At 41.5% G+C, this 16,337-nt stretch carries 19 protein-coding genes; 1 reads left to right on the forward strand and 18 read right to left on the reverse strand.

Annotated elements, in window-relative coordinates:
• Nucleotides 1-221: 221 nt before the first annotated feature.
• The 15 genes from recO to rpsU form a co-directional block, all read right to left on the reverse strand.
• A complete protein-coding gene (recO, locus tag ABG082_RS11680; RefSeq protein ID WP_255233981.1) occupies nt 222-992 on the reverse strand; it encodes a DNA repair protein RecO in 771 nt (256 codons plus the stop codon).
• A 35-nt stretch (nt 993-1,027) separates the two neighbouring features.
• Nucleotides 1,028-1,171, reverse strand: a complete 144-nt coding sequence (locus tag ABG082_RS11685; protein WP_008342408.1) for a YqzL family protein — start codon at nt 1,169-1,171, stop codon at nt 1,028-1,030.
• A 147-nt stretch (nt 1,172-1,318) separates the two neighbouring features.
• Entirely contained in the window at nt 1,319-2,224 is a 906-nt protein-coding gene (era, locus tag ABG082_RS11690; RefSeq protein WP_007501305.1) for a GTPase Era, read from the reverse strand.
• Nucleotides 2,217-2,615, reverse strand: a complete 399-nt coding sequence (locus tag ABG082_RS11695) for a cytidine deaminase (RefSeq protein WP_008342410.1) — start codon at nt 2,613-2,615, stop codon at nt 2,217-2,219. The genes era and ABG082_RS11695 overlap by 8 nt, the downstream gene beginning before the upstream one ends.
• Nucleotides 2,616-2,727: 112 nt before the next feature.
• Nucleotides 2,728-3,114, reverse strand: a complete 387-nt coding sequence (locus ABG082_RS11700; RefSeq protein ID WP_024718818.1) for a diacylglycerol kinase family protein — start codon at nt 3,112-3,114, stop codon at nt 2,728-2,730.
• Nucleotides 3,092-3,571, reverse strand: coding sequence for an rRNA maturation RNase YbeY (ybeY, locus tag ABG082_RS11705; RefSeq protein ID WP_017358013.1), 480 nt, complete (start codon nt 3,569-3,571; stop codon nt 3,092-3,094). The genes ABG082_RS11700 and ybeY overlap by 23 nt, the downstream gene beginning before the upstream one ends.
• The gene (locus tag ABG082_RS11710; protein ID WP_173408463.1) at nt 3,572-5,662 is read right to left on the reverse strand and encodes an HD family phosphohydrolase; all 2,091 of its coding nucleotides are present in this window, start codon (nt 5,660-5,662) and stop codon (nt 3,572-3,574) included.
• A gap of 138 nt (nt 5,663-5,800) precedes the next feature.
• Nucleotides 5,801-6,760 carry a PhoH family protein gene (locus ABG082_RS11715; protein WP_008342419.1) on the reverse strand — a complete coding sequence of 320 codons (960 nt, stop codon included), beginning with the start codon at nt 6,758-6,760 and terminating at the stop codon, nt 5,801-5,803.
• Nucleotides 6,761-6,763: 3 nt separating this feature from the next.
• Nucleotides 6,764-7,954 carry a sporulation protein YqfD gene (gene yqfD / locus ABG082_RS11720; protein WP_041090989.1) on the reverse strand — a complete coding sequence of 397 codons (1,191 nt, stop codon included), beginning with the start codon at nt 7,952-7,954 and terminating at the stop codon, nt 6,764-6,766.
• Nucleotides 7,955-7,972: 18 nt separating this feature from the next.
• On the reverse strand, nt 7,973-8,254 hold the full coding sequence (gene yqfC / locus ABG082_RS11725) for a sporulation protein YqfC (RefSeq protein WP_012010618.1): 282 nt from the start codon (nt 8,252-8,254) through the stop codon (nt 7,973-7,975).
• Between the two features lie 206 nt (nt 8,255-8,460).
• Entirely contained in the window at nt 8,461-8,940 is a 480-nt protein-coding gene (locus ABG082_RS11730; protein WP_017358016.1) for a hypothetical protein, read from the reverse strand.
• A gap of 31 nt (nt 8,941-8,971) precedes the next feature.
• A complete protein-coding gene (floA, locus tag ABG082_RS11735) occupies nt 8,972-9,964 on the reverse strand; it encodes a flotillin-like protein FloA (RefSeq protein ID WP_007501317.1) in 993 nt (330 codons plus the stop codon).
• A gap of 27 nt (nt 9,965-9,991) precedes the next feature.
• Nucleotides 9,992-11,305, reverse strand: a complete 1,314-nt coding sequence (locus ABG082_RS11740) for a nodulation protein NfeD (protein WP_007501318.1) — start codon at nt 11,303-11,305, stop codon at nt 9,992-9,994.
• Between the two features lie 141 nt (nt 11,306-11,446).
• The gene (locus ABG082_RS11745; RefSeq protein ID WP_007501319.1) at nt 11,447-11,896 is read right to left on the reverse strand and encodes a GatB/YqeY domain-containing protein; all 450 of its coding nucleotides are present in this window, start codon (nt 11,894-11,896) and stop codon (nt 11,447-11,449) included.
• A gap of 14 nt (nt 11,897-11,910) precedes the next feature.
• Nucleotides 11,911-12,084, reverse strand: a complete 174-nt coding sequence (gene rpsU, locus ABG082_RS11750; protein WP_003152957.1) for a 30S ribosomal protein S21 — start codon at nt 12,082-12,084, stop codon at nt 11,911-11,913.
• Nucleotides 12,085-12,266: 182 nt separating this feature from the next.
• On the opposite strand from rpsU, the gene ABG082_RS11755 reads away from it, so the two are divergent.
• Nucleotides 12,267-13,196: a Na/Pi symporter gene (locus ABG082_RS11755; protein ID WP_041091325.1), complete on the forward strand. Its 930-nt coding sequence runs from the start codon at nt 12,267-12,269 to the stop codon at nt 13,194-13,196.
• Between the two features lie 40 nt (nt 13,197-13,236).
• Here ABG082_RS11755 and mtaB read toward each other — a convergent pair whose 3' ends face one another.
• Genes mtaB through prmA form a run of 3 tightly spaced genes read right to left on the reverse strand, consistent with a single transcriptional unit; the run spans nt 13,237 to nt 16,324 of the window.
• On the reverse strand, nt 13,237-14,595 hold the full coding sequence (mtaB, locus tag ABG082_RS11760; protein ID WP_348936823.1) for a tRNA (N(6)-L-threonylcarbamoyladenosine(37)-C(2))-methylthiotransferase MtaB: 1,359 nt from the start codon (nt 14,593-14,595) through the stop codon (nt 13,237-13,239).
• Nucleotides 14,595-15,365 (reverse strand): 16S rRNA (uracil(1498)-N(3))-methyltransferase, encoded by a 771-nt coding sequence (locus tag ABG082_RS11765; protein ID WP_348936118.1) that lies wholly within the window; start codon nt 15,363-15,365, stop codon nt 14,595-14,597. Before ABG082_RS11765 ends, mtaB begins: the two co-directional genes overlap by 1 nt.
• Before the next feature lie 23 nt (nt 15,366-15,388).
• Nucleotides 15,389-16,324 (reverse strand): 50S ribosomal protein L11 methyltransferase, encoded by a 936-nt coding sequence (prmA, locus tag ABG082_RS11770; RefSeq protein WP_348936119.1) that lies wholly within the window; start codon nt 16,322-16,324, stop codon nt 15,389-15,391.
• Nucleotides 16,325-16,337: the final 13 nt, after the last annotated feature.

Genomic DNA, 16,337 nt, shown 5'->3' on the forward strand with positions numbered 1-16,337 from the left:
CAAACATAGGGACGAGAGTTTTTCCCGCGGTTCCACCCTATTTGCTGGTGTCGTAGCACCCAGCCGCTTTGTTTTACGTTGCTCAAGAATGCCTTTCGTTACGTGTCCATCCTTAGCTCACACCGTCCTAAGGTCGCTTTTATGGCTGATACGTAAGTACTTCTTTCTGTCAATGCAACATATTTGATCTTAGATGATCTTACAAAAAGTCATGGAAGATGTCAACTTTTGTTTTCACCGTCCATTAGCTTTTTCATGGATTCCATTTGATTCATGAATTTTTTTGATTTTAAATAAAGACCTGAATACTCTTCATAATAATGATCGAGCACTTGACGAATTTCTTGTTTCGTTTGTGGTTTCACGTCAACCTGACCAAGCCTTGATAAATCAAAATAATGAAACAAACGGAGCAGTCTTGCTGCTGCTGGGGATAAGGGCAGTTTATATGGATCTTTAGAAAAGCATTGCCTACAGATGAATCCGTTATCTCTAATTGAGAAATGGAACTGCCCTTCTTTTTGACCGCAGTGTACACATTTGTCCAGTTCAGGCTTCAACCCCATCACTGACAGCATTTTAACCTCTACGATAAATAAAATAATATCAGCATCTGTGCCTTCATTGAGATGGCGTAAAGATTGAAGAAGAAGTTCAAACAAGTAAGGGTTTGGCTTCTTTTCTTCTGTTCCTTTATCAAGTAATTCTGTCATATATGCGGCATATGCGGTCAGAAATAAATCTTCCCGAATGGTCCGCATGCTTTCCATCATTTCACCTTGCTGGAGCGTTCCAAGTCCTGTTGATGATTGGATCAGGAAGGTTCCGTATAAAAACGGCTGGCTTATGGCTGACAGGCGGCTGTTTGATTTCTTAGCGCCTCTTGCCATCACACCAATTTTCCCATGTTCTCTAGTGAGCAGCGTGACAATTTTGTTTGTTTCGCCATAATCTGTTGTTCTAAGGACGATTCCTTCACTTTTAATGAGCATTTGTCTACACTCCGAGCATTGGAGGGGGTCAAGAATTATAAGATTGGAAAATCAAGTCGTGCTATTTCTTCTTCAAGTACATCGGGTCTTTCCAGGTTCTCCTTTTCTAACTCTTTGAAAAGCAGATACGTGTCAACGCTTCCTGTTTGTGAAAATACGTTCCATGTAAAATTCAACATAAAAACCCCACCTTTCTTTATTAGAAGCAGCAACGCTACATCCAACATATTAATTTTATCTTGACCAGGCTACCTCCATTTCATGATAAACAATTTTTACTAATCGAACCGCACCATTGTCAGATCTACTAACAACTGTATAGGTTTTTAATATTCGTCTTCTCTAAATCCGAAATCACGAAGATGTGTGGATTTATTACGCCAGTCCTTCTGCACTTTTACCCAAAGCTCTAAATACACCTTTGAGCCTAAAAGTGCTTCAATGTCTCTGCGCGCTTTTTGTCCCACTTCTTTTAATAAGCTGCCGCGCTTACCAATCACAATCCCTTTTTGTGAATCACGTTCTACGACGATGGTCGCTGCAACATGAATCTTGCCGTTTTCATCTGGCTTGATCGATTCAATTGCAACCGCAATACTGTGAGGGATCTCTTCTCTCGTTAAATGCAGCACTTTTTCACGAATTAATTCAGAAATAATAAATCGCTCTGGGTGATCTGTTACTTGATCTGCCGGATAAAATTGAGGGCCTTCTGGAAGATAACCTTCAATTTGCTGAAGAAGCGTATCAATGTTGTTGCCTTCAAGTGCTGAAATTGGCACAATTTCCTTAAATGGGTAACGTGTGCGGTATTCATCAATTAAAAGGAACAGTTCATCCGGATGAATTTGGTCAATTTTATTGACGACAAGGAACACCGGTGTCGATGTTTGCTTTAGTCGTTCAATGATGAATTCATCACCTTTGCCATAGCCTTCCTGTGCGTTGATCATAAACAAGATCAGGTCGACTTCCTTGAGTGTATTTTGAGCCACCCTCATCATAAAATCGCCAAGTTTGTGCTTAGGTTTATGAATTCCTGGTGTATCGATAAAAATCGTTTGTGACGTGTTCGTTGTCAGAACACCTTGCACTTTGTTTCGAGTCGTTTGGGGCTTATCACTCATAATCGCAATCTTTTGTCCAATCACACGATTAAGAAAGGTCGATTTCCCTACATTTGGTCTTCCAATAATTGATACAAATCCTGATTTGAAGCTTTCGTTAGTCATTTAAATCCTCCGGTGAAAATGCGCCTGGCAATAGTTCGTTTACTGTCGTTTCGTATATATGTCCTTTTAAGTTCGTTAGAATCACTGGCATATCAGGTGCACATAGCTCTGAAATGACCTGTCTGCATGCGCCGCATGGTGAAACAGGTCGATCTGTATCAGCCACTACTGCAAGCATTTGAAAAGATGTGATGCCCTCTGAGTAAGCTTTAAAAAGTGCTGTTCTTTCCGCACAATTACACATACCATATGCTGCATTTTCAATATTGCAGCCGCCATACACTTTTCCGTCATGCGATAATAATGCTGCACCGACTTTGAATTTAGAATAGGGTACATATGCAAAATCTCTTGCTTTGACTGCTTCTGAAATCAACTCTTGTTTGTTCATTCTAGTTCCCACTTTCAGAAGAAATGGTACCACTGTCACATTTATATTTTACATAATTCACGTGACATTTTCACGCCCATTTCTAAAAATGTTAATAAATAGTAATATTGTTCTATTGCATGATCTTCGGTAAGAAGATCATCAACCCAATCATAACCGAAATGGCGGCGTAAACGCAAACAGCGCCTGCTGCCGCGTCCTTCGCTCTCTCAGCAAGAGGATGCTTCTCTTCTGTGAAAAGATCTACTGTATGTTCAATCGCTGTATTCACAAGTTCTAACGCAAACATCCCGCCGCATAAAAGCAGAATGATCATCCATTCAACCGGATGAATGTGAAACCAAAAGCCGCAAATCACCACGATGATGGCTGCGACTGTGTGAAACCGAAAATTCCGTTCATTCAAGAAAGTTCGCCATATTCCTCTAAATGCATAATAAAAACTCCGAAAAAAACGGACAAGCGGCGTTCGCTTCTTACGATGATCTCGAAAGGCCATAATCATCCAAGATTTTTGTCTGTTTGGCGAACATTTCTTTTTCATCTTCTTCTGTCATATGATCATAACCAAGCAAATGAAGAAAACCATGAATCGTTAAAAATCCTAGCTCTCTCATGAAGGAATGTCCATATTCCTCTGCTTGCTCTTTCGTACGATCAACACTAATGATAATGTCACCAAGTACAGGCGGAATGTCATCAGCTCCAATGATTTCAATTTCCCCTTCGCCTTCTTCCTCAAGGGCAAATGAAATTACATCTGTTGGTGCATCTTTTCCTCGGTATTCTTTATTAATTTGATGAATTTCCTCATTCGAAACGATCGACACTGATACTTCCGCTTGATCTTTTACCTCAAGGGCATCCGCAGCAAATTGAAGAAGCTTTTCCACTTCTTCAAGCTGCTCTTTCGTTACTTGTCCTGTTTCATCTATTAAATCGATTAACAATGTCATTTACTTCACCTTCTGCTTCGGGGCATCTGGATATTCAATCCGAGAATGGAAAATCCCCTTTAATGTTGTACAAATTGTTTGGCTAATAATATTTAATTCTTTAAATGTCAGATCACATTCACTAAATTGCCCATCCTGCATCTTATCTGAAATAATGCCTTTGACAAGCTTTTCAATCCGCTCAGGGTTTGGATTATGCATCGAACGAACCGCCGCTTCCACGCTGTCAGCTACAGAAATAATGGCCGCTTCTTTCGATTGCGGTTTTGGACCAGGATAACGAAATTCTTCTTCTGTCACCTGATCATCCCGTTCTTTTGCCTTATAGTAAAAGAACTTCAGCAGAGACTTTCCGTGATGCTGTTCTGCAATGTCCACAAGTTCCTCTGGAAACTTCTTTTCTCTCAGCATTTCAGCACCATCTGTCGTATGGGCAATAATAATATTTTTGCTCAGCTGAGGAGAAAGCTTGTCGTGCGGATTATCAATGTTCATTTGGTTTTCAATAAAGTATTGTGGTCTTTTCGTTTTTCCAATGTCATGATAATAAGCCCCGACCCTTGCCAACAATCCATTTGCACCGACTGCTTCACATGCAGCATCCGCTAAATTCGCCACCATGACACTATGATGATATGTACCTGGTGTCTCTGTTAAGATCTTTTTCAGCAGCGGATGATTCGGGTTCGATAATTCAATAAGCTTCATGGTCGAAAGAATGCCAAACATGCTCTCAAAGACTGGCATTAACCCAATAACCAAAATAGCCGATGCAAACCCTGACACAATCGCCATGATGAGGTTCACACCTATTTCAAGCCCTGATGGAGAAGAATTTTGAATCAGCGTAATGGACAGCACAACAAGTACATTCACCAAAGCTACCCAAAGCCCCGCCTGCAAAATTTTCGATCTCGCATTATGTTTTCTCAAAAATAAAATTCCCGCCATCCCGCTTATTAGATAATAAGCACAGATGACATAGTTAAAGACGCCTGTTACTCCTTGATTAAACATCATACTGCCGCAAAGGGCAAATACAAGGCCGGAGAAGATTGCCAGCCGCTCATTGATCAGCAGCTTAATCAGCATCGTGCCAAGTGCCACAGGCACGACATAGCCTATGGTCGTATACTTCGTTTCCTGGAAGAGACTGAATACTTCCATGATGATTAAAATAATGGTGAAAATGAGCGAGTACAGCAGTAACGATTTATTCTTATGGACGAGCGACTTTTTCCTCGATTCAAGTGAGTGGACAATCGCCGCTAAGAAAAGACCGATTAAGATGATAAGACCGCTTACAGGCTTAAACAAATTGGAACTGTTTAAAAGACCGGTCAGTTCTAATTTACGATACACTTCACGGTCAATGAGCTCGCCTTCTTCCACTAAAATTTGCCCTTGCTTGATTTGAACTGGCTGAATATTATCAGCTGCTTCTTGTCTTTTCTTCTCTGTTGCCACCGGGTCAAATACATAGTTTGGAATAATCGCAAATTCACCAATTTCTTTCGCTGCATTTAAATATTTTGACGGAATCGAATTGTTTTCAAGCTCTGCTTTCACTTGTTTCTTTTCATCTTGCAGCTTAGAAGCTGTGATTTCTTTACCCATGAGCGAATTGACCACTGTGATGATGGAGTCCTTTGTAAAAGAAAGGTTTTCGTCACTTGCTTGGAGCAGTGCTTTAATCGATTGATCCGAAACAGCTTCCTGCATATCGGTTGTGAGTTTCTCTTTTACACGCTTCACCATCTCTTGATCTGTTGGCGGGTTCTCTTTGTCATCAGCTGCTGCTTTCTTCTCTTCTTTAATGGCTTCAAAGAGGGATGAAATGAGGTCAACACGATTATCAGAATACGCTTTTTTGAGTGTATATTGGTCTTCTACTTGATCCGTTGCTTCTTGTTTCTTTTCTTCTGTTGCTTCTTGGTCATCAACGGTAGACGGAGAATAGATGGTCTGTTCGCTCACTGAAAACAAATCTAGGTCGAGCGATTCAGGCTTTACATGGAAGAAGAGCACCACAAACAGGATGGCCGCTAAACCAGCGTATAGCAGTACGTTTAAATAGCGTGAGCGCTCCATTTTCTGAGGTTCTTTTTTAGACAGCAGCCTTTTGCGCTTACTGCCTTTCTGATTCTTTCTCAAGGAAAGTACCTCCTTTTTTACTTTAAACCACGATCGAAACAAAATGACCCGATTAAGGCGATCGGGTCACTCAGTTCATTTTTGCTTTTCGTATGCTCCAATGATCTTCGCCACAAGCGGGTGTCTGACCACATCTGTCTGGTCTAATTCAATGAATGAGATACCCTTGATCTCTGCAAGCATGTCCTTTGCAGCCGCAAGACCTGACTGCATACCTTTAGGCAGATCAATTTGTGTAATATCTCCTGTAATGACCATTTTAGAACCAAAGCCTAGTCTCGTCAAAAACATTTTCATTTGAGCTGGCGTTGTATTCTGCGCTTCATCTAAAATCACAAATGCATCATCAAGCGTCCGCCCTCTCATATAGGCAAGAGGGGCAATTTCAATCACTCCGCGCTCAATTAAACGTTCCGTATGATCACTGCCAAGCACATCGTGCAGAGCATCATATAGCGGTCTTAAATAAGGATCGACTTTTTCCTTTAAATCTCCTGGCAAAAAGCCAAGACTTTCTCCTGCTTCAACAGCTGGCCTTGTCAGGATAATCCGTTTGACATGTCCATTTTTCAGGGCATGTACTGCGTTGACCACTGCCAAATACGTTTTACCTGTACCAGCAGGTCCAATCCCAAAGACCAGATCATCTTTTTTCATTGCCGCAGCATATTCACGCTGGCCGATCGTTTTGACTCTGATCGACTTTCCTTTGGCATTTTTCGTAATTTCATCTTCATACATATTTTCAAAATAATTGAGCTTGTCTTTTTGCGCCATTTTAATGGCATAGACGACATCCCGTTCAGAAATCTCAATTCCTTTACGAATGAGATGTAAGAGAGATGTAATCAAACGGCTCACAGTATCTCTTGATGCTTCCTGACCAGAAACATACACTTTCTCTCCACGTGTAATGATGGAGACATTCAGCTCGTTTTCCATCAGTTTCAGATAAGCATCTTGATTGCCAAATAAAGCAATGGCTTCGTTTGGGCTATCCAATTTTTGTTGAATCTCAAGTAAATGTTCTGTCATTCTCTAGTCTCCCTGAACAATAGGTGTTGGTTGAACAATATCTTCTATTACTTGGTAAAGGATGATTAACTTAACTTTACCATTCCCTGTTGTCTCGTGCAAAACTTTTTCACTTTTCACCTCACCTGTTTGACCTAGCTTTTCTTCTAATTCTTTTTTACCCATTTTAATCCCTGCTTGAACCGCTTCTTTATTTGTGTATTCTCGATTTATTTTTTCACTTTCTCGTGTGATTTCCTTTTCATAGGAGAACGGCAATTGCATATTCAAAAAATGAAGCGGGTGAACTTCTGTTTCTGTTTTCGGCTGCTGAAAATCATCTTTTTTAAAGGAAAATCCCCAAAATGGGATGGAGCCTCCAAATAAGGAGAGCTTGTGCTTTGTCTTCATTTTACCCGTAAAGACATCAAAAGATGTTCGGAGAGGGACAGAAACTTCAGATCGGTACCATGTTTCACCATAGATTTTCGCTTTGGCTCCGACCGTTTTTTTCTGATCTTCACTCCCAATTAAACCTGAGACGAGCATCTGCCCTTTTTTCACATGCTCATCGACCTGGGCAAGCGGTTCCCCCTTTTCTACATACATTCTCGTGATGACCGCCTTTTTCTTGGCAACGATGTGCTGAGGACTCGTATATTTCTCCTTTTCAGGCTCATTTTTTTCGACCACTTTCATTTGAAACGTCGTTCCGTTCAATTCAACCCCGACCCATGTAATGCTCTGAATATTGGTCGTCAATGACTTTTGTATTTTTTCAGGTGTCCCCATAAGAAACTGAAAACGCCCTTTTTGTACCCCAATTTCATCTAAATGCTTTCTCATTTGATGTTCTGTTTCTGGATTCGCACCTTTAATCTCAATTTTCCACACCATATTTGAAAGAGCCAATATCGTCACTAGGAAAAAAGCCATCCCGAGGGTGAAGCCAATATTTCTTCTCGACCATAGAAGAAGAAACGGGAACCCTTTCTTTTGATGAAACGAACATTTCACCTCATGATGTCTGCGCACTTTTCTAAAGGCATGTACATCTGAGAGGCGAATAAATAAGCGCACGCTGTCTTGACGGCGGCTCACTTGAAAAATTGTGATCCCCTGTCTCGTGCACTCATTGATCAGCCGCTCAATACCGCTTCCTCTTATCTCCACTTCCACTCTGCCAATAAAATAGGCAAACCATTTGTTCTTCACGTTTCTCCCCTCCGTCAGTTAAGAATCAATATAACGGACCTCATCGATTTTCCCCTCTAATAAGATCTCTTCTGGCAAAATCGTTTTAATCACAAAGTCTTTTCCTGAAATAATGCACTGTCCTTGCTTGAGCATCAGCCTTACCTCTTGATCACTGAAAAGTAAAAGCCCTTTATGGTTCTCTATGTAAATATGGAGTCTGCCAACCATCGTAATACGGGGAAGATCCATCATCACGTCCGGAGGGATTTCAAGTGTTCTTGTCAGCCATGCTTTAAGTCGATTTTTTCTTTTTCCCATTCAATAAGAACCCCTTCCCACCTCATGTGTATGAGATCAAACTGAAAGATGGTGAGACTGATGAGAAAGCCTCTATATCATCCTATTCCTCAGCGGTTCATATCATGCTAATGAATCCCGTAAAACAGCCGTTTCATCATTTTGACTAAGAAAAATCTCCATTACGCAACAAAAAAGCCCCCTTAAGAATAAGGGGACTTTCTTCTTTATCTTTTATATGGTCGTTTCATCGTTCGATGCGGCTTTTTCGCACGAGGCTCTCCAAATACTTCACCAAGGATCATCCCTTGAACGACCGTATCTTGGTTGAGCTTCTCAATGATTTTCGGCTTCATTTCAGCAGATGCTGCCTTTGGCCTAGTAAGCTGTCTTTCAAGCGATTGAAACTCTTTATTCAGCTCGCTTTTTCTTTCTTCCATTTCGGCAAGTGTAGCGGTATAACGATCCTGTAAGGACTGTGAACCTTGTTTCTTCATCCCGCCATGATCATGTACATCGCCAAAATCGTCCAACTGGTCTGTTTTGACCGGGGCTGGTCGTGTTTGTTCTGCCTTCTTTTGAGGAGCCGGCTTTTGCTGCCGGTTATTTTGTTCCTTCTCCTCTTGTTTGCCGATTTTCCCAAAGACCGCAGAGATAATACCGATGATAATCGCTATTAGTAACGGATTTTCAAATAGAATGTCCAATGGGCTCCCTCCTTAAAGCGTGAGAGGATGCTTATTTGTTTTCATTATCAGATGGACCTTTTGTCATTTTGCCAAATGAATCTCTCATATCCGTATCAGCATCGATATTCTTAATGTTCATGTAGTCCATAACTCCAATATTACCTTCACGTAGTGCTTCGGCCATTGCAAGTGGTACTTCAGCCTCTGCTTCTACTACTTTCGCGCGCATTTCTTCAACTCTCGCACGCATTTCTTGTTCTTGTGCAACAGCCATCGCGCGGCGTTCTTCTGCTTTCGCCTGTGCAATGTTTTTGTCGGCTTCTGCTTGGTCTGTCTGCAGGATTGCCCCGATGTTCTTACCGATATCAACATCTGCGATATCAATCGAGAGAATTTCAAATGCTGTACCTGAATCTAATCCTTTACCAAGAACCGTTTGAGAAATCATATCAGGATTTTCAAGAACCTTTTTATGATTATCTGATGAACCGATTGTAGAGACAATCCCTTCACCTACACGAGCAATGATCGTTTCTTCCCCTGCACCACCGACAAGTCTGTCAATGTTTGCACGAACTGTAATACGTGCTTTTGCTTTTACTTCAATCCCGTCCATCGCAACACCTGAGATAAATGGTGTTTCAATGACTTTAGGGTTTACACTCATTTGGACAGCTTCAAGTACGTCACGTCCTGCTAGATCGATTGCCGCACAGCGAGCAAAATTCAATTCGATATTCGCACGCTGAGCTGCGATCAGTGCGTTGACAACGCGGTCTACGTTACCACCTGCAAGATAGTGGCTTTCTAATTGGTTAATCGTCGCATCAAGACCTGCTTTATGCGCTTTGATGAGCGGGTTGACCACTCGGTTTGGAATCACTCGGCGAAGTCTCATTCCTACAAGTGTAAAAATGCTCACTCTTACGCCAGCCGCTAAGGCAGAAATCCACAGCATCACCGGTACAAAGGTGAAGAAGATCGATAGAACGATCAAACCTGCTGCGATAATCACAAATAATAGTAAAGTAGATGGATCCATTTTATTCCTCCTATAAAATCAGTATATCTATACTTTCCTCACGACAATGCGTGAGCCTTCCGCTTTCACAATTTTTACTTGTTCATCCTTATCGATAAAAGCACCTTCTGACACAACATCAATGCGCTCGTCTCCGAATACAATCGTACCAGATGGACGAAGTGCTGTTGCTGTCACTGCGATTTGTCCTACAAGATCATCTCTTGTTTCATTTGAGACATAACCACTTTCTTTATTGGTTGAATCGGTTAAAATGAACTTTTTAAAAAATTTCATACGTTTCCCCAACACCTTTGTCAATAAAATAACTGCTATGATTGAAACAGCAGTGGCAATCAAGATGGAAATCGCCATTTCTGTAAAGCTTCCAGCTGCTAAAAATAAGCTGACAACGACACAGATTAGTCCAATGACACCCACGATTCCCCCTGGCAAAAATAATTCCAGAATGATCAACACAATCCCTGCCAAAAACAGGAACAATGTCTCATATCCTGCAAAACCTGCCACGAGATGACCATAAAAGAATAGAAGAAGCGCTGTGACTCCCATGGTACCTGGGACCCCAAAGCCGGGAGAATATAATTCAACAATTAACCCTAAGCTCGCGATGGATAAAAGGATAGGAATGACGATCGGATGCGTGAGAAAACGCGCAACCTTTTCAGCAAAGCTCACTTCATCGTATTGAACAGAAGCATCTGCTAAGTTCAGCTTCTGAAGCAAGTCATCCATATTTTTCGCTTCTCCTTCTGCATAACCGAACTGAAGCGCCCGATCTGTGTTAAAGGTCAGCAATTCTCCTTTTGGTGCACCAGCTTCTTTTGCGTCTATATCTACATCTGCCATCGCAAGAGCATATTTTGGATCACGCCCCTGCTTTTCAGCAGCGTCACTCATTTCAGCAAGCCATAGAGATTCAGATTTTTGATCGGCAGCGTTGCCTTCACCGTCAATGATCGCAGCAGCCCCCATCTTTCCGTTTGGGGTCATATAAATTTGATCGGCATTTAGGGCAATGAATGCCCCGGCTGAAAGCGCTCTATGATTCACAAACGCTGTCACTGGGATGTCGGATGCACGAATGGTATCGGCTATTTCAAGCGCCGCATCGACTGCACCACCTGGTGTATTGATGTCGAGAATGATGTGCTTCGCCCGTTCCGACTTTGCCTGCTCAAATGATCGTTCAATGAATTTAGAAAGTCCTTTTTCTACTGTATCTTCAATTGGGATAACATGAACTTTCTGATCTGCTGATTTCGCGGTCAATTGAACCCCTAATAACAAGCATATTATAAAACAACTGAAGAGAGCAATAGAAATTTTCATTTTTTTCATCTATTTGGTGATCCCCCCTCTCTTTCTTTCATTTTACCGTTCCTTTACATACGTTACAAATGTATCATAGGTTTCATTTTTATATGACAGGTTTATGGAGGCATAAAAAAAGTACCCTTCTAACATGAGAAGGATACTTTTTTATTGAGACAGTTGCTCGCTGACAAGTCTGTTAATCACAGCACCATCAGCTTTACCTTTTACTTTTGGCATAATAGCGCTCATCACTTTACCCATATCAGCTTTCGATGAAGCACCGGTTTCGGCGATTGTTTCTTTCACAACCGCCTGCAGTTCTTCTTCAGAAAGCTGTTCAGGTAAATAAACGTCTAAAATGTCAATCTCTTTTTGAACTTTATCTACTAAATCTAAGCGATTAGCTTTCGAAAATTCATGGAGGGAGTCTTTACGTTGCTTAATCTCGCGGGAAAGGACGGTTAGTTCCTCATCTCCGGTCAAACTGTCTTTCTTAAGCTTTATTGCTTCATTTTGCAGTGAAGCCTTTACCATACGAATGACAATAAGCTTGTCTTTCTCTCGGTTTTTCATAAAAAGCTTCATATCAGAATTTAATTGCTCAAGAAGACTCATAAAATCCACCCTCTTTAGAATTTACGTTTTCTAGCAGCTTCAGACTTTTTCTTACGCTTTACGCTAGGCTTTTCATAAAATTCACGCTTTCTTGCTTCTTGCAATGTTCCAGTTTTGGATACACTGCGTTTAAAGCGACGAAGAGCATCTTCAAGCGATTCGTTTTTTCTAACGACCGTTTTTGACATTCTCTTTCCCTCCCTCCGAATACACCAATCGACTGCATTAAAAAAAGATATACATGCAAAACATGTACCTAGACATTATAATATAAGCCTAGGTTGAGGTCAACTAAGTGATTTGGAAATATATTTTCGTCATGAGCAGGTAGACAAGTCCATATATTCATTGGTAAGAGGAGGACTTTTCTATGATGGCGATCATTTATTTTTGTGCACTTATTTTCATTTTTTTATGGGCAATGGGTTTGCTTAGGAAAGGATTAATGGCGCTCACGTCGTCTCGTATTGAGAAATCTCTTCTTCTCTTTACAGATCATCCAGTCAAAGCATTCTTGGTCAGTATTGTGTTTACAGGGATTCTTCAAAGCAGTTCGGCGTTTATGGTCATCGTTATCGGCTTTGTGAGTACAGGCATTCTCACGTTTAAAAAATCCATACCCATGATTCTTGGAACGAATATCGGCTCAACATTTACGACAGAATTTATTGCCATTAAGATGGACGTGTTTATGTGGGTTCTGATTGCAGCTGGTCTTTTATGTATCATTTTGGGCAGGAAGTCTTTTCGATATGCAGGAAAAAGTTTATTTGGGCTTGGCATGATCTTTTTTTGCATTCAAGGTTTTTCAAAAATTGCAGGTATGATGACCAGTCAGCCAGAGACACTGCATTTCCTTGAAATGATGCAGCACTCCGATTGGACAGCTCTTCTCTCTGGTACAGTGCTCACGGCGATTGTTCATTCAAGCTCCGTATGTATCGGTATTTTGATGGGATTTATGAATGAAGGGACTGTCGCTCTAAAAGAAGGCATCAGCTTTGTTTTAGGGTCCAATATCGGGACATGTATTACTGCCGTGATGGCTGCTATCTCTGGCGGTTATGCAGCACGCCAAACCGCGTATGCACACGTCGTATTTAATGTTCTAGGTGTTCTTTTATGTCTTCCTTTTCTCGCCTTTATCACAGAGTTTGTTGCGCTTCTCGCAAGCTCTCCTGCCCAGCAGATTGCTCACTTTAGTCTGCTGTTTAATGTTGCAAGTTCTCTCCTCTTTTTCCCGTTCATCCGCCCTTTTCACGCCTTGATTTTGTTCCTTCTTCCGAATCGGTCAACATAAAAGAAACCGGCTTGCCTAATGGCTGCCGGTTTTTCATCTATTATGAAGTCATTCTCACTTGATCCGTCTGCACGTCATCACTTATACGGACGAATTGTCCTTCGTTATATGGATAACCTGCTTTCGTAATCTTCACTTTTACCAAACGGCCGATCATGTCTTCTGTTCCTTCAAATACAACCTTCATGTAGTTATCAGTATATCCTACATACAGATTGTGCGTTCCGTCTTGTTCTTTGAAGAATTCTTCTGGAATAATCTCTAAGACATCGCCTTCATATGCCGATGCATATTCTTTTGCAAGCTGATCAGAAAGAGCAATGAGGCGGTGAACTCGTTCATTTTTCACATTCTCATCTACTTGATCTTCCATTCTTGCAGCAGGCGTACCTGTCCGTTTGCTGTAAGGGAACACATGGAGCTCAGAGAATTGATGGTCTTTGACAAAATTGTATGTTTCCATAAATTCTTCTTCTGTTTCTCCTGGGAATCCAACGATCACATCTGAAGTGACAGCAAGACCTGGCAATGCTTTTTTGAGCTTCGTTAAACGCTCTGCAAAGAATTCCATTGTGTATTTACGGCGCATTCTTTTCAGTACAGTATTAGAGCCAGATTGAAGCGGAATGTGCAAGTGTCTCACAATTTTATCTGACTGATCGAGCACTTCAATCACTTCGTCTGTAATTTGACTTGCTTCAATGGATGAAATGCGGATTCGTTTTAATCCCGCCACACGTTCATCTAATTCTTTCAGAAGCTTAGCAAAGTTATAATCCTTTAAATCTTCACCGTATCCACCTGTATGAATACCTGTTAATACAATTTCTTTGTAGCCGGCATCGACAAGCTGCTGCGCTTGATTGATGACTTCTTCTGGATCGCGAGAACGCAGTAATCCACGAGCCCAAGGGATAATGCAGAATGTACAGAAATTGTTACAGCCTTCTTGGATTTTTAATGAAGCACGTGTTCTGTCAGTAAACGCAGGAACATCTAGTTCTTCAAAGACCCGTGCTTTCATGATATTGCCAACTCCGTTGATCGGCTGTCTTTCTTTTCTGTATTCTTCAATATAACCAAGCAGTTTATGCCTGTCTTGTGTGCCAACCACAATATCAACGCCAGGAATCGCCATGATTTCTGCCGGAGATGTTTGTGCGTAACAGCCTGTTACACAAATGACACCATCCGGATTATGACGAATGGCTCTTCTAATGACTTGGCGGCTTTTTTTATCGCCTGTATTGGTGACGGTACATGTATTAATGACATATACGTCTGCTTTTGATTCATAATCTTTTCTTTCATAGCCTGCTTCTTTAAACAGCTGCCAGATGGCTTCTGTTTCGTAGTGATTGACCTTACAGCCAAGTGTATGGAACGCTACTGTTCCCATCATGATTCACCTCTTAATAACTCTGTTTGATAAGATATAGCAGAAAGCGCGTAAAGAGGAGCTGTTTCTGTTCTTAAAATGCGTGGTCCAAGCCCGCAAATGACTGCACCATGCGCTTCAAGTTCTTCAATTTCCTTTTCAGCTAAACCGCCTTCTGGACCAAAAACCACTAATAAGGTTTGTCCGCCCTTCATCTGTTGGAGCACCGTTTGAAACCGGCTTTGCTCGCCTTCTTTCGATGATTCTTCGTATGCAACGACACATTTATCGAATTCACCGGCCAGTTGAATCAGCTCTTTAAAGGTTGATACTGGATGAACGAACGGAATGATATTCCGGTAAGACTGCTCGGCAGCTTCTTTCGCAATTTTTTCCCAGCGATCTCGTTTTTTCAATGACTTTTTTTGGTCAAGTTTTGTAATCGAACGAGCCGCTTGAAACGGAATAAAAGCACTTGCGCCAAGCTCGGTGCCTTTTTGAATAATCCATTCAAGCTTATCCCCTTTTGGCAGACCGCATGCAATCGTCACCTTGATCGGAAGTTCTCGATTCTGATTCGTCCAGCCTTCCAAGTGACAAATCACTTCTTCTTTTGTTATTGTATCAATTTTACTGAGCGCTTCAAAGCCGTCTGTCGTTAAGCAAAGAATGTCCTCTCCTGCTTTCATCCGCATGACGTTTGCAAGGTGATGAACATCTTCACCCTTTATGACGATGTTTCCCTTTTCCGTCACTTCTTCTTTTGTGAGGTCGATAAAATATCGTTGCATACGTGTCCTGACACCTACTCGCTTTATTTTTTCGCTATCATGCTGACCCAATCTTCCATTGACAGCACTTCAACAATCTCAAAACCGGCTTCTTCTAAAGCAGTTTTGACTTGTAATTTCTTTTGTCCGATAATGCCTGATGTAATAAAATAACCGTCTTTCTTCAATAGATCATACGCTTGATCTGTAAAGCGCAAGATGACCTCTGCAAGGATGTTGGCCACAATCACATCGCGTTCACCTGAAATCCCATCAAGTAAATTGTTTTGTTTTACCGTTACTTGCTCGCTCACACCATTTAATTCGATGTTCTGCTTTGCACTTTCCACTGCAACGGTGTCGAGATCAAATGCATGAATGTCTTTTGCACCGAGCATTGCAGCGGCAACACTTAAAATGCCAGATCCTGTTCCAACGTCAATCACCGTGTCATTTTCCTTCACATAGCGCTCAAGCGCCTGAATGCAAAGAACCGTTGTTGGATGTGTACCGGTTCCAAATGCCATTCCAGGGTCCATTTCGATGATTAATTCATCAGAATGAACGGGTGTGTACTCTTCCCATGTTGGGACGATGGTAAATTTCTCAGAGATTTTCACAGGATGATAGTATTTCTTCCATGCAGTCGCCCATTCTTCTTCGTTTACTTCACAAATTGACAGTGTATTTCGTCCAAGGTCAATATCATATAGAAGAAGATTGTTGATGGCTTGTTTGATCTCATCTACCGTTTCCATCAAAAAGCTATTCATCGGAAGGTAGGCTTTGACGATAACCCCTTCCTCAGGATAATCATTCGGATCGAGCTGGTAGATCTCACCGTATACATTTTCACGTTCCTTGACTAAATCAAGCGGGTCCTCAATCACGACACCACTTGCACCTGCTTCATGCAAAATATTGGTGATCGGTTCCACCGCTTCATTTGTTGTATGGACGCTAATTTCTGACCACTTCAATACTACCAACTCC

It is taken from the genome of Bacillus sp. BS1807G30 (assembly GCF_040047675.1).
GTDB lineage: Bacteria > Bacillota > Bacilli > Bacillales > Bacillaceae > Bacillus > Bacillus altitudinis.

Coding starts and splice junctions, on each gene's coding strand:
- yqfC (WP_012010618.1), bottom strand. CDS start 8,254: ATGGGAAAAAGAAAAAATCGACTTAAAGCATGGCTGACAAGAACACTT.
- mtaB (WP_348936823.1), bottom strand. CDS start 14,595: ATGGGAACAGTAGCGTTCCATACACTTGGCTGTAAGGTCAATCACTAC.
- ABG082_RS11745 (WP_007501319.1), bottom strand. CDS start 11,896: ATGAGTCTTCTTGAGCAATTAAATTCTGATATGAAGCTTTTTATGAAA.
- ABG082_RS11740 (WP_007501318.1), bottom strand. CDS start 11,305: ATGAAAAAAATGAAAATTTCTATTGCTCTCTTCAGTTGTTTTATAATA.
- floA (WP_007501317.1), bottom strand. CDS start 9,964: ATGGATCCATCTACTTTACTATTATTTGTGATTATCGCAGCAGGTTTG.
- ABG082_RS11715 (WP_008342419.1), bottom strand. CDS start 6,760: ATGACAGAACATTTACTTGAGATTCAACAAAAATTGGATAGCCCAAAC.
- era (WP_007501305.1), bottom strand. CDS start 2,224: ATGACTAACGAAAGCTTCAAATCAGGATTTGTATCAATTATTGGAAGA.
- ABG082_RS11700 (WP_024718818.1), bottom strand. CDS start 3,114: ATGGCCTTTCGAGATCATCGTAAGAAGCGAACGCCGCTTGTCCGTTTT.
- ABG082_RS11710 (WP_173408463.1), bottom strand. CDS start 5,662: ATGGAGCGCTCACGCTATTTAAACGTACTGCTATACGCTGGTTTAGCG.
- ABG082_RS11765 (WP_348936118.1), bottom strand. CDS start 15,365: ATGCAACGATATTTTATCGACCTCACAAAAGAAGAAGTGACGGAAAAG.
- rpsU (WP_003152957.1), bottom strand. CDS start 12,084: ATGTCAAAAACGGTCGTTAGAAAAAACGAATCGCTTGAAGATGCTCTT.
- ABG082_RS11695 (WP_008342410.1), bottom strand. CDS start 2,615: ATGAACAAACAAGAGTTGATTTCAGAAGCAGTCAAAGCAAGAGATTTT.
- recO (WP_255233981.1), bottom strand. CDS start 992: ATGCTCATTAAAAGTGAAGGAATCGTCCTTAGAACAACAGATTATGGC.
- ybeY (WP_017358013.1), bottom strand. CDS start 3,571: ATGACATTGTTAATCGATTTAATAGATGAAACAGGACAAGTAACGAAA.
- ABG082_RS11755 (WP_041091325.1), top strand. CDS start 12,267: ATGATGGCGATCATTTATTTTTGTGCACTTATTTTCATTTTTTTATGG.
- ABG082_RS11685 (WP_008342408.1), bottom strand. CDS start 1,171: ATGTTGAATTTTACATGGAACGTATTTTCACAAACAGGAAGCGTTGAC.